This window comes from Arthrobacter russicus, from assembly GCF_031454135.1.
GTDB lineage: Bacteria > Actinomycetota > Actinomycetes > Actinomycetales > Micrococcaceae > Renibacterium > Renibacterium russicum.
The window spans coordinates 113847-128899 of sequence record NZ_JAVDQF010000001.1 but is presented as its reverse complement, the minus strand read 5'-3'; the positions used below and the strand labels follow the sequence as shown (position 1 = coordinate 128899).

Below are 15053 nucleotides of genomic sequence, written 5' to 3'. Positions count from 1 at the left end.
TCCCGGTTCAGTTCCGCCGCTGGCTGCCGGTGCTCCGGTAGACGTCGAAGACCCCATCGATCCTGCGCACCGCGCTGAGGATGTGGTTCAGGTACTTCGGGTCGCCCATTTCGAAAGCGAACCGCGAGATTGCCAGTCGATCGCTCGACGTGTGCACCGAAGCTGCCAGAATGTTCACGTGGTTCTCCGACAGCACCCGGGTGACGTCGGAGAGCAGGCTCTTGCGGTCCAATGCTTCCACTTGGATCTCCACCAGGAAGACACTCGATTGGGTGGGCGCCCATTCGACTTCGACCATCCGGTCGGGCTGTTCCCGCAACGGTTCGACGTTGCGGCAATCCGAGCGGTGCACGGAGACCCCGGAGCCCCTCGTGACGAACCCGACGATGGCGTCCGGAGGCACCGGAGTGCAGCATCGGGCGAGCTTCACCAGCACGTCGCCCAGACCGTGCACCATCACTCCGGAACTCGAGTAACGGGGCCGCTGCTGGTGGCTCGTCGGCAGCGGCGCGGCACCGATTTCATCCTCGGTGGCATCGTGCCCGCCCAAGGATTCAACGAGTTTTTCCACCACGCTGGCAGCCGAGACGTGGCTGTCGCCGACCGCTGCGTACAACGCCGAGATGTCCGGATAGCGGAGATCTTCCGCGACGCCCAGCAAAGCCTCGTGCGTCATCATCCGCTGCAGCGGCAAGTTCTGCTTCCGCATCGCCCGGGTCAGCAGGTCTTTGCCCTTGTCGATCGCTTCTTCGCGCCGTTCCTTGCTGAACCATTGCCGGATCTTGTTCCGGGCCCGGGCGCTCTTGACGAAATTCTGCCAGTCCTGGCTCGGTCCGGCGCCTTCGGCCTTCGAGGTGAAGACTTCCACCCAATCACCGTGGTTCAGCTCGCTGTTCAGCGGGACCAATTTTCCGTTGACCCGGGCCCCGATGGTCCGATGCCCGACTTCGGTGTGCACCGCATAGGCGAAATCGACCGGCGTCGAGCCTGCAGGCAAAGCCATCACATCGCCTTTGGGTGTGAATACGAAGACTTCCCGGGCATTGATCTCGAAGCGCAGCGAATCCAGGAATTCCGAAGGGTCTTTGGTTTCCTGCTGCCAGTCCACCAAGGTCCGCAACCAGCTCAGGTCGCTGTCCTTGTTGACCACCGGATTGCCGTCGGCCGGCGACTTCCCGGCCTGGTTTTTGTACTTCCAGTGCGCGGCCACTCCGTATTCGGCACGCTGGTGCATCTCATGGGTGCGGATTTGGATCTCCACCGGCTTCCCGCCGGGGCCGATCACCGTGGTGTGCAGGGACTGGTACATATTGAACTTGGGCATCGCGATGTAGTCCTTGAACCGGCCGGGCAGCGGGCTCCAACGCGCGTGCATCGCGCCGAGCGCCGCATAGCAGTCCCGCACCGAGTCGACCAGCACCCGGACGCCGATCAAGTCATTGATGTCGTCGAAATCTTTGTCCCGGACGATCATCTTCTGGTAAATCGAGTAATAGTGCTTGGGTCGACCGGTAATCGCGGCCTTGATTTTCGCGGCGCGCAGGTCCTCGTTGATCTGCGAACGGACCACGGCCAGGTTCTTGTCGCGCTCCGGAGTCCGGTCCTCGACCATCCGCACGATCTCTTCGTAGACCTTCGGGTACAGTGCGGCGAAGGACAGGTCCTCGAGCTCCCACTTGATCGTGTTCATGCCCAGGCGATGCGCCAAGGGGGCGAAGATCTCCAAGGTTTCCCGCGCCTTGCGTGCCGACGATTCCGGCGAGACGTAGCGCCAGGTACGCGCATTGTGCAGCCGGTCGGCCAGTTTGATCACCAGCACCCGGATGTCCTTGGCCATCGCCACGACCATCTTGCGGACGGTTTCGGACTGCGCCGCATCACCGAAGGTCACTTTGTCGAGCTTGGTCACCCCGTCCACCAGCATGGCGACTTCCGGGCCGAAGTCGGCGGTGAGGGCTTCCAAGGTGTAAGGCGTGTCTTCGACGGTATCGTGCAGCAACGCCGCGGCCAGGGTCGATCCGCTCATGCCCAATTCGGCCAGGATCGTGGCTACCGCAACGGGGTGCGTGATGTAGGGGTCCCCGCTTTTGCGCCGCTGGCCTTCATGGGCGCGCTCAGCCACGCTGTACGCGCGTTGGATCAGTTCGAAATCCTCGCGCGGATTGTTCGCCCGGACCACGCGCAAAAGCGGTTCCAGGATTGGCGAATGGATGCCCGGACCCCTTCCGGTGAGCCGGGCCAAGCGGGCCCTGGTCCGTTCCCGGCGGCCAGGAATGATCTGCCGGTGCGCGGCCGCCGCCGGCGCGGCTGCGGTTTCCGCCTCCGGGGGAACCTCGACGCCTTGATCGGTCGACGTCATGCGGTCATCCATCTGCGCCTCCTCCCCTGGCTGCCTGCGGTATTCACATTCGAATCCTCTTAGTCTATGCCCGTGCGAGTGGGCTTAGAAACCGGCGAGGTCCTCCGGATCCCGGCTCGCGCCGGTCGGCTGCCGGAGCAGCAATACATCGGGGTCCGCAGCACTCTGCGGACCCCGATTCAAGCTCAGACGGAAGCGCTGCTCGCAGCTTCCGCGGACTCCGTCGAACGGCGCGCCTCGGCATCGATCCGGGCCTGCACCCGCTCAGCCTGTTTGACCAGCGCCGGTTCGTTCTCGCGCAGCAGCGCGTACAGCGGCGAGGCGATGAAGACCGTGGTCAAACCACCGACGATGATGCCGATGAACAGGGACAGCGAAATATCCCGGAGCGTGCCGGCACCGAGCAGGAATGAACCGATGAACAGGATCGAGGCGACCGGGAGCAGCGCGACCATCGAGGTATTGATCGAACGCACCAAGGTCTGATTCACCGCGAGGTTCACTTCAGATCCGAAGCTCCGCCGGCTGGAGGTGGCGATGTCCGAAGTGTTTTCCCGGATCTTGTCGAAGACCACCACGATGTCGTAGAGCGAGTAGCTCAAGATGGTCAGGAAGCCGATGATTGCCGACGGCGTCACTTCCACATCGGTGACCGAGTAGATCCCGGCCGTGGTGATTTGCACGAACAGCATCCCGGCGATCGCGGCCAGCGACATCTTCCAGGTCCGGAAGTACAAAGCCATCAGGATCGTGGCGAGCAGCACGAACACGATCAAGCCGATCAGCGCCTGGTTCGTGACGTCGGCCCCCCAGGTGGGTCCCACGAAGTTCGAGGCCACTTGGTCCTGGTTCACGCCGTATTCCTTGGCGAGCGATTCCTTGACCTTGATCGTCTCGTCGTCGCTGAGCTTCTCGGTCTGCACCTGCATGGTGTTGCCGGCGAGTTTCGACACCCTCGGCAACTGACCGGAGATCACGTCGGTGACCGCCTTCTCGCCGATCGCGGTGCTGGTGTCGGTCACATTGGTGATGGTGAATTCGCTGCCACCGCGGAAATCGATGCCGAGGTTGAATCCGCCCTTGATGAGCGGGACCGCGATCGACAGGATCACCATGACCGCAGCGATGCTGAACCAGATCTTGCGCTTGCCGACGAAGTCGTAAGAACGCTTGCCGGTATAGAGTTCGTTGCCGAAGGTGGCGAAATTGATGAACTTGGCCATTAGTCCTGGTCCTTTGCTGCCTTCACGGAAACCTTGCTGTCAGGTCCCTCCGTGGCTTGGTCCTGAGACGCGTCGTTCGCCTTGGTCCGTTCGGCGAGCTTGCGTTCCGCGATGGTTTGCCGGCGTTCCGCTTCCGCCACAGCGCCGATGTTCTTCTTGGCGACTGCCGGCCGATCGTCCGGGGTCCGGAACCGGCCGGCACCGCGGTATAACGGAACCGCGCCCAAGCGGTCCGGGGAAAGTCCGGAGAACCGATGGCCCTCGCTGAAGAACTTCCGCCGGGCCAAAAGCTGCAGTGTTGGGTGGGTGAACATGAAGACCACGATCAAGTCCGCGACCGCCGTCAGGCCGAGCGTGAAGGCGAAGCCACGGACATTGCCGACCGCGACGAAGTAGAGCACCACGGCGGCCAGCAAGTTCACGGCCTTGGAAGCCAGCACGGTACGCCGGGCCCGCTTCCAGCCGTTCTCCACCGCAGCGATCAAACCGCGGCCTTCCCGCAACTCGTCGCGTATTCGTTCGAAGTAGACGATGAACGAGTCGGCAGTCTGGCCGATCGCCACGATCAAACCGGCGACGCCGGCCAAGGATAGCCGGTAGTTCTGCGACCAGCCGAGCAATGCGATCGCCAGATAGGTCAAAACCCCGGCGACGATCAGCGAGGCGACGGTCACCAAGCCCAAGGCGCGGTATTGGAACAGCGAGTAAACCACGACCAGGGCCAAGCCGATCAACCCGGCGAGCAAACCCATTTCCAATTGCTGGGTGCCCAGGGTCGCGGAAACCTGCTGTTCGCTCTGGATGTCGAAGCTGATCGGCAAGGCGCCGAATTTGAGCTTGTCCGCCAAGGATTTGGACGAGGCTTCGTTGAAGTTTCCGGTGATCTGCGACCTGCCGTCGGTGATCACGGCTTGCGAGGTCGGCGCGGAAACCACTTGGCCGTCGAGCACGATCGCGAATTGCGACTTCGGATCCTGCGGGTTGACCGTGTAATAGCCGTTCAACCGGGTGGTGACTTCGCGGAACTTGGTGCTGCCTTCGCCATTGAAAGCCAAGTTCACCGCCCACTTGTTGGTGGTGGCCCCCTGCGCGCCCTGCTGCAGCCCGTAGCTGGCGTCGGAAATGTCGCTGCCGGGGACTTCTACCGGTCCCAGGATGTATTTGAACCCGTTGCTCAGATCGCAGGCCACCATCGGCTTGCTCGGATCTGCTCCGGTGTCCGGCTCGGAGACCGGAGGCAGACAGGAGAAGGCCTGGAATTTCTGCCCGATGTCCGGAGTGACCCAGTTCGAGTCGCTGGGGTTGGTCGGAGCCGCGGTGGGTGCCGGCGTCGGCTGGATCTGATCCGCCGGAGTGGCTTGGCCAGGCGCCGATGCGATGACCGGCCGGAACGCCATATTCGCCGAGGCTTTGATCAGGTCCCGGGTCTCATTGCTGGGATTGCCGGGAAGGGCCACGACCACATTCGTGCCGCTGGTGCTGATCTGGGCTTCCGCGACGCCGGTTCCATCAACCCGTTGCCGGATGATCGAGACGGCTTGGTTCAGTTGATCGTCATTGATCGAGGTGCCGCCTTCGACCTTCGGCGCCAGGATCATCTGGGTGCCGCCCTCGAGGTCGAGAGCCAATTTCGGCGCCGGGTTGGCGCCCCACCACAGCGTGCCGCCGGTGAGCAGCAACGCCAGAATCACGGTAAGTGCACCGAGCCACAAGAGGATCTTGCGGGCTTCTGATGCGGGGCCTTTTCGTGCCATATGAGTTTCTCGGTTCCTTCTCGTGCTTGCCCTGACGCGCTGGGCACGGGGCTGACATAGTTGCGCCGCCCAGGCTCATGCTTGGGCGGCAGCACTATTGAGGATGTTACTGCTCCTTGTTGTTTTCTTTGTTCAGCCGAGCAAGTGTTTCTTCGGCGGTTTCCGTCGAAGCGACGTCTTTGGCTTCGCCGGGCTCTGCTGCCGCCTGCACCGGGCCGGTCAGCGAGGACGCATCGTCCGGGACCATCGGGGTCTCCTCGACGGTCTCGGCCGGGGTGATGATCTTGGTGACGGCTTGGCGGTGCACCGTGGCGGTGGTGCCCGGTGAGATTTCCAGAACCACTTTGTTGTCTTCGGCGTCGATCGACTGGACGGTTCCGAACAAACCGAAACTGGTCATCACCTCTACGCCCGGGAGCATCTTGGCCTGCTGTTCCTGCTGCGCCTTCTGCTGCGCCCGACTACGTCGGAACATGAAGAAGATGACGACGGCAAAGAGCACCAACAGGATGATCATGGAGAAATCCACAGCAAAAAATCCATTCTTAGAACCAGCAAAAGGACTCCGCACACCGAAAAATGTGCCAAGCGTCATACCAGTCTAAGCCAGATTTCCATGGATTTGCGTTGAACCAACCGAATCAGCGCTCGGTGAACCATTCTTGCGTCGGATCGGCGATCGAGGAACCGAACTCGGAAGCGTCGAAGAGCACCTGCTCCGATTCGGCCGGCATGCCCTCCGGCCTCGGCACGCCCAAATGGTCCCAGGCTGCCGGCATCGCGATCCTGCCGCGCGGGGTGCGACCCAAGAGGCCCTCGCGGACCAAAAAGGGCTCGGCGACGGTCTCCACGGTTTCCATCTCTTCGCCCACCGCGATCGCCAGGGTGGACAGGCCCACCGGACCGCCGTTGAATTTTCCGATCAGCGCCTGCAACACCGCCCGGTCCAAACGGTCCAAGCCGCGGACGTCCACCTCGTACATCTCCAAAGCGGCAGAGGCGGCCCGGGCGTCGATTTGCGGAACGCCGTGCACCAAAGCCCAATCGCGCACCCGCCGCAACAGCCGGTTGGCGATTCGCGGCGTGCCCCGGGACCGGCTGGCGATCTCGGAGAAACCGGCACCGGAGAGCTTCAGGTCCAAAAGGCCCGCCGACCGCCGGAGCACCAATTCCAATTCGTCGACCGAATAGAACTCCAGGTGTCCGGTGAAACCGAAACGGTCGCGCAGCGGCCCCGGCAGCAGCCCGGCCCGGGTGGTCGCGCCGACCAAGGTGAAGGGCGGCAGCTCCAGCGGGATCGCCGTGGCGCCGGCGCCCTTGCCGACCACGATGTCGACGCGGAAGTCCTCCATCGCCATGTAGAGCATTTCTTCGGCCGGGCGGGACATCCGGTGGATCTCGTCCAGGAACAGCACTTCGCCTTCAGTCAACGACGAAAGGATCGCCGCCAGGTCTCCGGCGTGCTGGATCGCCGGCCCGGAACTGATCCGCAGTGGCGCATTCATCTCCGCCGCAATGATCATCGCCAAGGTGGTTTTGCCCAGGCCGGGCGGCCCGGACAGCAACACGTGGTCGGCACTGCGGCCGCGCATCCGGGAGGCTTCCAGGACCAGCGAAAGTTGGCGCCGCACCCGCTTCTGGCCGACAAAATCGTCCAGGTTCTTCGGTCGCAGCGCTGCCTCGATCAGCCGCTCTTCGGGTTCGCCGTCGGCCGAGACCAAAGCCCGCGATTCGTCGGGGCCGGGTGCCCCGGGAAGCTCAGACACCGGCCGGCTGCCTTCCGGCGGCGCCGCGCCCGGCACCGCTCCGCGCGCCGTCCTGGCCCAACCAACGCAGGGTAGTCCGCAAGATCTCTGCGACATTCCCGGCGGCCAACATTTCCGGCTGGTCCGCCGTCGCCTGGTCGATGCTCGTCACGGCGTCCTTTTCGCTCCAGCCCAAGCCGGTCATCGCGGCAACCACTTGGGGCTTCCAGGATTCGCCGGCCGCGACACTGCCCGACGCCGCCGCAGTACCGTGCGGAACCAGCTTGCCGGCCAGTTCCAAGACGATTCGGCCTGCCACTTTGGGGCCGATGCCCGGGACCTTGGTGAAGGTCTTGCCGTCGCCGGTCGACGCCGCGACCCGAATCGTCTCCGGGTCCAGCACCGCGAGGACCGCCATCGCCAAGCGCGGCCCGATGCCGCCCACGGTCAACAGGATCTCGAAGACTTCTCGCTCATCGGCATCGCTGAAGCCGTACAGCGTCATCGAATCCTCCCGGACGATCATCGCCGTGGTCAGCGTGGCTTCGACGCCCAAGCGCAATCCGCCCAGAGTCTTCGGCGTCGCCTGCACCAGCATACCGACGCCGCCGACGTCGATGACCGCGTTGGAAAGACTGATCTGGGCCACTGGGCCGCGGAGAAAACTGATCAACTGCGGGCCTTTCTACGATGCGGCTGTCGCCGGCTATCCGAACATATCTACGAATAGCCTATCCCGCGAGGGCCCGGAAGAGGCACAACGCCACGCACGGTTCCGGCCGGGAGCCGGCCCGGTCAGCGCCGTTGCCGTGAGCTCTTTTCGGCATTCTTGCGCGCTTTGGCCTCGGCTTCCAGCCACAGCTTCCGGGCCGGGGTCAACTCCCCCAAGGCACTCGTGGACCCCGGACCGCTGCGCCAGGCATGTGTGATCGCCAGCGCCAAGGCGTCGGCCGCATCGGCCGGCGACGGCGCCACCGCCAACTTCAGGATCCGGGTCACCATCATGGTCACTGCGGCTTTGTCCGCGCGCCCGTTCCCGGTCACCGCGGCCTTGACTTCACTGGGCGTGTGCATCGCTACCGGCAATCCGCGCTTGGCCGCCGCCGCGATCACGATTCCGGACGCTTGGGCCACGCCCATCACGGTCGACAGGTTGGTCTGCGAAAACACCCGCTCCACGGCCAGGACATCCGGCGCGTGCGCATCCAGCCATTCGTCGATCGATTCCGAGATCACCAGCAGCCGACGGGACAACGGAAGTTCCGAACTGCTGCCCACCACGCCGACGGCGACCAGGCTCGCGCTGCGATTCGGCTGCACATCGACCACACCCAAGCCGCAGCGGGTCAACCCCGGATCGACGCCGAGAACGCGCAGCGCCATCGCCGGATCAGTCTTCGTCGAGCTGCGCCATGACCTCGGCGCTCATGTCCGCGTTGGAATACACGTTCTGCACGTCGTCCAGATCCTCGAGCGCATCGTAGAGGCGCATGAATTTCCTTGCGTTCTCGACATCCAGTTCCACCTGCATCGACGGCACGAACCCGGCTTCGTCGCTGTCGTATTCGATGCCGGCTTCATTGAGCGCGGCACGAATCGCCGGCAGGTCCTGCGGTTCGGAGATCACCTCGAAGTTCTCGCCGCCGTCTTTGACTTCTTCGGCGCCGGCGTCGAGCACTGCGATCAGCACATCATCTTCGCTGAGCTCGTTTTTGGGCAGCGACACCACGCCTTTGCGGGCGAACAGGTAGGACACCGAGCCGGGGTCGGCCATATTCCCGCCATTGCGGCCGACGACCAAGCGGACTTCGGAAGCCGCGCGGTTTTTGTTGTCGGTCAGACACTCGATCAGGATCGCGGTGCCCTGCGGGCCGTAGCCTTCGTACATGATGGTCTGGTAATCAACCGCTTCACCGAGCTGGCCCGAGCCGCGCTTGATCGCCCGGTCGATGTTGTCATTGGGCACCGAAGTCTTTTTGGCCTTGGTGACCGCCAGTTCGAGCGCCGGGTTTCCTGCCAGATCAGGTCCGCCGACTCGCGCCGCGACTTCGATGTTCTTGATCAGCTTGGCGAAGGACTTCGCACGGCGTCCGTCGATGACGGCTTTCTTGTGCTTGGTGGTAGCCCATTTGGAGTGACCTGACATGCTTCTGCTCTACTTTCCTAGACTTTCCTGGACACTTCGGCGCCCGGTAACACTTCTCGGTTCTGCCGCATCATGCCGGCGAACAGTTCATGCACCCGCAATTCTGCGTGGTTGCCTTCCTGGGTGAGCACCTCCGGGTGGAACGAGGTGGCCAGGATATTGCCGGAACGCACGGCGACCGCACGATCGATTCCTTCGATTCTAACCGTGGCCAGCACGGTTACCCCGGAACTGGTCGCTTCGACCCATGGCGCGCGGATGAAAACCGCATGCACCGGACGCTCCGGCTCGGACAATTCGGCGAACTCCAGTTCCGTTTCGAAAGACTCCCGCTGCCGGCCGAAGGCGTTCCGCCGCACCGTCACGGGCAGGCCGCCGAGCGTCCGCTGGGGTTGCCCGGCCAGATCGACGGCCGGTTCGGCGAGCCGATCGGCCAACAGGATCATGCCGGCACAGGAGCCGTATACCGCCCGGCCCGAGGCGATGAACTTTTTCAACGGCTCCGCCAGGCCGAAAGCCCGGATCAACCGGTCCATCGCAGTGGATTCGCCGCCTGGGAGGATCAGGCCATCCAGGTCTTCGAGTTCGCTGGCCCGCCGCACCGCGACTGCCTGCACACCGACTGCGGCCAGAGCCGCCAGGTGCTCCCGGACATCGCCCTGCAGGGCGAGTACACCGGCTTTGAGTTCTGATCGCGTACTGGCCGAATTCACCCAGCAATCATACGTCCCCGGCTCCGACTGGGTGCCAACCGCTCAGTGGGACCTGTTGGCAACGTCGAAGGGCCTGCGCTGCAGCTTCGCAACGCAGGCCCTTCGACGTGCTTGTTTCGGAACTTCACTTCAGGCTGGAATCATTCAGCCTTGGGAACCTCGACGACCTGGGAATCAGCATTGCGACGGACCGAATCGATGCCGTTCATTGCGCTCTTCTTGGTCTTGTACCCCTGAGAGGTGGCAATAACCTCGCCATTGCCTGCCTTCAGACGGAAACGGAAACCACCGGATTTGTCTTCGTAGAGCTCAAACTTGCCTGCCATGCCTGAACCTCTCTGTTTGCGGAAACCTTGCGGCGACCGCGAATGGAATCCAACGTCTACAGTGTAGATCCGCATCCTGGAAATGAAAGCCTTTTCCGCATCGCATTTTCCGGTCCCGGCGTTGTCCAGTTCCGCTGAGCATGAAAGAGTCGACTCATGCCTACTTCTGACCAGGATTCACTGCGGAATCCGCTGCTCCACGACAGCCCGCTGCCCTACGGCCTGCCGGACTTCGAGGCGATTCGCACCGAGCACTATCTGCCGGCTTTCGCGGCCGGATTCCAGGCGCATTTGGCGGAAATAGCCGCAATCCGGAGCAATCCGGAACCGGCGGATTTCCAGAACACCGCGGAAGCCATGGAGCGGTCCGGCCGCTTGCTGCGCAACGTCAGCTACGTCTTCTTCAATCTCGCCAGCGCCGATGCCAGCGCCGAAATCCAGGAGATCGAACGCGAAATCGCACCGCAGCTCAGTGCGCATTCAGATGCGATCACGCTGGATTCCACCCTGTACGCGCGGTTCGCGGCGATTGAGACGGACGGACTGGCGGATGAAGCGCAACGATTGGTCGCGGAGTACCTGGACGAGTTCCGCCGGCTGGGCGCCGCGCTCGACGAGCCGGCCAAGGCCCGGTTGCGCGAGCTGAACAGCGCGCTGGCCGAGTTGAGCACCCGATTCGGCCAGGACAGCGTGGCCAATATGAACCGCGCCGCGGTCCTGGTCTCCGATCCGGCCGAGCTCGCCGGGCTGTCCGACGTCGAAATCTCCGCCGCGGCCGAGGCCGCCGACCAAGCCGGCCATCCGGGCGGCTACCTGCTCACGCTGATCCTGCCCAGCAACCAACCGGCCCTTGCCGCACTCGAGAACCGCGACGTGCGGCAGCGGCTGCACACCGCTTCGGTGCAGCGCGGTGCCACGCCGGATGGCATCGAAACCCTGCCGACCGCCAAACAGATCGCCGCCTTGAGGGCCGAGCGGGCAGAGCTGCTGGGCTTCGCGAACCACGCCGAATTCGAAACCGCCAACCAGACCGCGCCATCACTCACCGCGATCGGCAGCATGCTGGCTTCGCTGGCCCCGGCAGCAGTCCGCAATGCCGCGGCGGAAGCGGCCGCCCTGGCCGAGCAAGCCGGCCACCCGATCGAAGCCTGGGACTGGTCCTTCTACGCCGAAAAGGTCCGGGCCGCACGCTTCGACATCGATCTGGCCGCGCTGAAGCCGTATTTCGAACTCGATCGGGTGCTCCACGACGGGGTCTTCTTCGCCGCAAACCGACTGTACGGATTGACCTTCGAACTCCGGGACGACTTGCCGGGCTACCACCCCGACGTGCGCGTCTGGGAGGTGAAGAACCGCGACGGCAGCGGCCTGGGGCTGTTCCTCGGCGACTACTTCACCAGGGACAGCAAAAACGGCGGCGCCTGGATGAACGAACTCGTGGCGCAGTCCGATCTGTTGGACGAACGTCCAGTCGTGGTGAACAACCTCAATATCTCCAAACCGGCCGCGGGGAAACCCGCGCTGTTGAGCTACGACGAAGTGGTGACCTGTTTCCACGAATTCGGCCACGCCCTGCACGGGCTGTTCTCCGAGGTCACCTACCCCAGGTTCTCCGGCACCAATGTGCCCCGGGACTTCGTCGAGTACCCCTCCCAGGTGAATGAGATGTGGATCCTGTGGCCCGAGGTCGTCGCGAACTACGCCCGGCACCATGAAACCGACGAGCCGCTCGCCCCCGAAATCATCGACAGGCTGCGGGCCGCCAGCCTGTGGGGCGAAGGCTTCGCCACCACGGAATACCTCGGCGCTGCCCTGTTGGACCAGGCCTGGCACCAGTTGGCTGCCGGCGTCGACCCCGGCGACCCGTTGGAATTCGAAACCAAGGCGCTGCAAGCCGCCGGGGTCGATCTGCCGCAGGTGCCGCCGCGCTACCGGACCGGCTACTTCAACCACATCTTCGCCAGCGGGTACTCGGCCGGTTATTACGCCTACATCTGGTCCGAAGTGCTGGACGCGGACACCGTGGAATGGTTCAAGGAGCACGGCGGCTTGACTGCGGACAACGGCGAGCACTTCCGCCGCGAGCTGCTCTCCAGGGGCAATCGGATCAACCCGTTGCAGGCCTTCCGGAACTTCCGCGGCAGGGATGCGCAGATCCAACCACTGCTCGACCGGCGGGGCCTGAACTGACCATGCCGGTGCAGGGCGTCCGGATCCGGGACTGCGAGGCGGTGCAGACGGATTGGCTGCGCACATCGGCCATCGCCAAAGGCGGTAAGACCTTCAGCACGCATGGCATCGATTGGGCCTGGAATCCGGCGGAGCGTGCTTTGTACGGTTTGTTCCCGGAGCGGGTCGACGAAGCCGGCCTGCGGCCGGCGCTGGCCGAAGCGGTCCGTTTGGGTGCCAAGACCGTGGGCCTCTGGAGCAATGCCGCGGTCCGGGTCCCACAGGCCCTCGGACTCGGCTTCGAGATCGGCTGGCAGCCGTGGTGGATGGCAGCGGCGGTCGCCGACGTCCCGCCGGAAGACCCGCCATTGGCCACCCACCGGGGCTTGGACCTGCCGGCGGGTGCCTGGTCGGCCGAGTTGGCGCCCGACGGCGACTGGGCGGCGAGCGGCAGCCTCTTCATACCCGCCCAGGCCGAAACCGCCGGGCTACGGCCGGTCCGAACCGGATTGGCCGGCGTCTTCGACATGTGCGTCCTGGAGTCCCGCCAGCGGCAGGGACTGGGCAGCCGGATCCTCCGGGCTTTGGCCGACCGCGCGCGGAACGAAGGCGTGCAGACGCTGCTGCTGAATTCGACGCCCGCCGGGGAGCGGCTTTACCGGAGCCACGGCTTCGAACTGATCGGGCGCGGCCAGACGTACTGGCTGCACCTGGGCTAGTTTTTACCACCGACTTCTACCGCCAAGCCCGCCGGACAGCGCCTCAGCCCCCTAGACCCAGCGCGAACGCACAGTTACCCCCGCGCGAGTGCACAGTTGAGCACGGTGTTAGTCAAAAACACTGCGATTAACGGTGCGCTCGCGCGGGGAGGGTTGGCTACCAGCCGCGCTCGGCCAAGCGGTGCGGTTCCGGGATTTCCTCGACGTTGATGCCGACCATGGCCTCGCCCAGTCCGCGCGATACTTGCGCGATCACGTCGGGGTCGTCGTGGAAGGTGGTGGCTTTGACGATCGCGGCAGCGCGCTGCGCCGGGTTGCCGGACTTGAAGATGCCGGAGCCGACAAATACTCCGTCGGCGCCGAGCTGCATCATCATCGCGGCATCGGCCGGCGTCGCGATGCCGCCCGCGGTGAACAGCACCACCGGCAAGGAGCCGCGTTCGGCGACTTCTCTGACCAGTTCGTAGGGTGCCTGAAGCTCCTTCGCCGCGACGTAGAGTTCGTCTTCGGCCATCGAGCTGAGCCGGCTGATCTCCGCCCGGATCTGGCGCATGTGCGTGGTCGCATTGGACACGTCTCCGGTTCCGGCTTCGCCCTTGGAACGGATCATCGCCGCGCCCTCGTTGATCCGGCGCAGTGCCTCGCCCAGGTTCGTGGCCCCGCAGACGAAGGGCACGGTGAACTGCCATTTGTCGATGTGGTTGGTGTAATCGGCCGGGGTCAGCACTTCGGATTCGTCGATGTAGTCGACGCCGAGGGATTGCAGCACCCGGGCTTCGACGAAGTGCCCGATCCGGGCTTTGGCCATCACCGGGATGGACACCGAGGCGATGATCGAATCGATCATGTCCGGATCGGACATCCGGGAAACTCCGCCCTGCGCGCGGATATCGGCCGGCACCCGTTCCAACGCCATGACCGCGACTGCACCGGCGTCCTCGGCGATCCGGGCCTGCTCGGCGGTGACCACGTCCATGATCACGCCGCCTTTGAGCATTTCCGCCATGCCGCGCTTGACCCGGCTGCTTCCGGTGACCGACGTCGTCGATTCGCTCATTGTTACTTCCTCACGCTTCCTGGGATCAGCCACAGTGACCACAGACCACAGTGAACTGGCTTTGAATTGGCATCGGATTGGCCTGCCGGGGCAGACCGCTCAACTAGCGTCGATGCTAGTCCCCCGAGGCGCGGACAAGTCCAATTTTTCGGCAAAACTGCGCTTTAAGGGCCACAGGATTTTCCGTGGCCTGCACCGTCGCGGAAGCCTTCAGCGCGGAGGTTCGGCGTCCGCGATCTCGAAGGCCTGGCGACGGATCGTGAACACCCGTTGGAATACCGTGACCAGGCTTGCCACCGCCAGCAGCAGCAATACCGCCAGCAGCACCCAGTCCGGGATTCCCAACCCGACCAGGCCGGTGGCCACCAGCACCACCACGAGGCGTTCCGATCGTTCCGCAATGCCCACATTCGCGGTCAGGCCCAGGCCTTCGGCCCGGGCCTTGCTGTAGGAGACCAGCGAACTGAGCACCAAACAAATCAGAGCCGAGACTGCGATCGCCGGATTGGCTCCCCCGGTGAAAAACCAGATCACGATGCCGACGAAGACGCTGCTGTCGCCGACCCGGTCCAGGAACGAGTCCAGGAAAGCCCCCCAGGGCCCTTTCCGGTTCAGCTGCCGGGCCATCAGCCCGTCGACGATGTCCGAAAAGACGAACACCGTGATCAGCACGGTCCCCCAGAACAACTGGCCGAGCGGGTAGAAACCCAAAGCCCCGGCCATCACGCCGAGCGTGCCGACGATGGTCACCGTGTCCGGGGAAACCCCGCGGCGCACCAGGAACAAAGCAATCGGCCGGAAAATCGCGGCGAACAATCCGCGGGCATATTTGTTCAGCATGG

The 15053-nt window shown here is 64.0% G+C and carries 14 protein-coding genes; 2 read left to right on the top strand and 12 right to left on the bottom strand.

What is annotated here, in order from left to right:
• Nucleotides 1-7 precede the first annotated feature (7 nt).
• The 10 genes from JOE69_RS00570 to JOE69_RS00525 form a co-directional block, all read right to left on the bottom strand.
• Nucleotides 8-2371 carry a RelA/SpoT family protein gene (locus JOE69_RS00570; protein ID WP_309795172.1) on the bottom strand — a complete coding sequence of 788 codons (2364 nt, stop codon included), beginning with the start codon at nt 2369-2371 and terminating at the stop codon, nt 8-10.
• Nucleotides 2372-2544: 173 nt separating this feature from the next.
• Nucleotides 2545-3582, bottom strand: a complete 1038-nt coding sequence (secF, locus tag JOE69_RS00565; protein WP_309795170.1) for a protein translocase subunit SecF — start codon at nt 3580-3582, stop codon at nt 2545-2547.
• A complete protein-coding gene (gene secD / locus JOE69_RS00560) occupies nt 3582-5336 on the bottom strand; it encodes a protein translocase subunit SecD (RefSeq protein ID WP_309795168.1) in 1755 nt (584 codons plus the stop codon). The genes secF and secD overlap by 1 nt, the downstream gene beginning before the upstream one ends.
• Nucleotides 5337-5442: 106 nt before the next feature.
• Entirely contained in the window at nt 5443-5853 is a 411-nt protein-coding gene (yajC, locus tag JOE69_RS00555) for a preprotein translocase subunit YajC (RefSeq protein WP_309795166.1), read from the bottom strand.
• 124 nt (nt 5854-5977) lie between these two features.
• The gene (ruvB, locus tag JOE69_RS00550; RefSeq protein WP_309795164.1) at nt 5978-7102 is read right to left on the bottom strand and encodes a Holliday junction branch migration DNA helicase RuvB; all 1125 of its coding nucleotides are present in this window, start codon (nt 7100-7102) and stop codon (nt 5978-5980) included.
• Nucleotides 7095-7754, bottom strand: coding sequence for a Holliday junction branch migration protein RuvA (gene ruvA, locus JOE69_RS00545; protein WP_309795162.1), 660 nt, complete (start codon nt 7752-7754; stop codon nt 7095-7097). The genes ruvB and ruvA overlap by 8 nt, the downstream gene beginning before the upstream one ends.
• A 122-nt stretch (nt 7755-7876) precedes the next feature.
• Nucleotides 7877-8464, bottom strand: a complete 588-nt coding sequence (gene ruvC / locus JOE69_RS00540; RefSeq protein ID WP_296361835.1) for a crossover junction endodeoxyribonuclease RuvC — start codon at nt 8462-8464, stop codon at nt 7877-7879.
• 7 nt (nt 8465-8471) lie between these two features.
• On the bottom strand, nt 8472-9227 hold the full coding sequence (locus JOE69_RS00535) for a YebC/PmpR family DNA-binding transcriptional regulator (RefSeq protein WP_309795158.1): 756 nt from the start codon (nt 9225-9227) through the stop codon (nt 8472-8474).
• Nucleotides 9228-9244: 17 nt separating this feature from the next.
• Complete coding sequence (pdxT, locus tag JOE69_RS00530) at nt 9245-9940, bottom strand: pyridoxal 5'-phosphate synthase glutaminase subunit PdxT (protein ID WP_309795156.1); 696 nt, start codon at nt 9938-9940, stop codon at nt 9245-9247.
• Between the two features lie 140 nt (nt 9941-10080).
• Nucleotides 10081-10266, bottom strand: a complete 186-nt coding sequence (locus JOE69_RS00525) for a YegP family protein (RefSeq protein ID WP_296361830.1) — start codon at nt 10264-10266, stop codon at nt 10081-10083.
• A gap of 156 nt (nt 10267-10422) precedes the next feature.
• On the opposite strand from JOE69_RS00525, the gene JOE69_RS00520 reads away from it, so the two are divergent.
• Both JOE69_RS00520 and JOE69_RS00515 read left to right on the top strand, forming a co-directional pair.
• Nucleotides 10423-12456 carry a M3 family metallopeptidase gene (locus JOE69_RS00520; RefSeq protein WP_309795154.1) on the top strand — a complete coding sequence of 678 codons (2034 nt, stop codon included), beginning with the start codon at nt 10423-10425 and terminating at the stop codon, nt 12454-12456.
• A gap of 2 nt (nt 12457-12458) precedes the next feature.
• Nucleotides 12459-13154, top strand: a complete 696-nt coding sequence (locus tag JOE69_RS00515; RefSeq protein WP_309795152.1) for a GNAT family N-acetyltransferase — start codon at nt 12459-12461, stop codon at nt 13152-13154.
• Between the two features lie 157 nt (nt 13155-13311).
• On the opposite strand, the gene pdxS is transcribed toward JOE69_RS00515, so the two are convergent.
• Nucleotides 13312-14211, bottom strand: coding sequence for a pyridoxal 5'-phosphate synthase lyase subunit PdxS (gene pdxS, locus JOE69_RS00510; RefSeq protein ID WP_296361825.1), 900 nt, complete (start codon nt 14209-14211; stop codon nt 13312-13314).
• 210 nt (nt 14212-14421) lie between these two features.
• Nucleotides 14422-15051, bottom strand: coding sequence for a phosphatidylinositol phosphate synthase (pgsA, locus tag JOE69_RS00505; protein ID WP_309795150.1), 630 nt, complete (start codon nt 15049-15051; stop codon nt 14422-14424).
• Between the last annotated feature and the right edge of the window lie 2 nt (nt 15052-15053).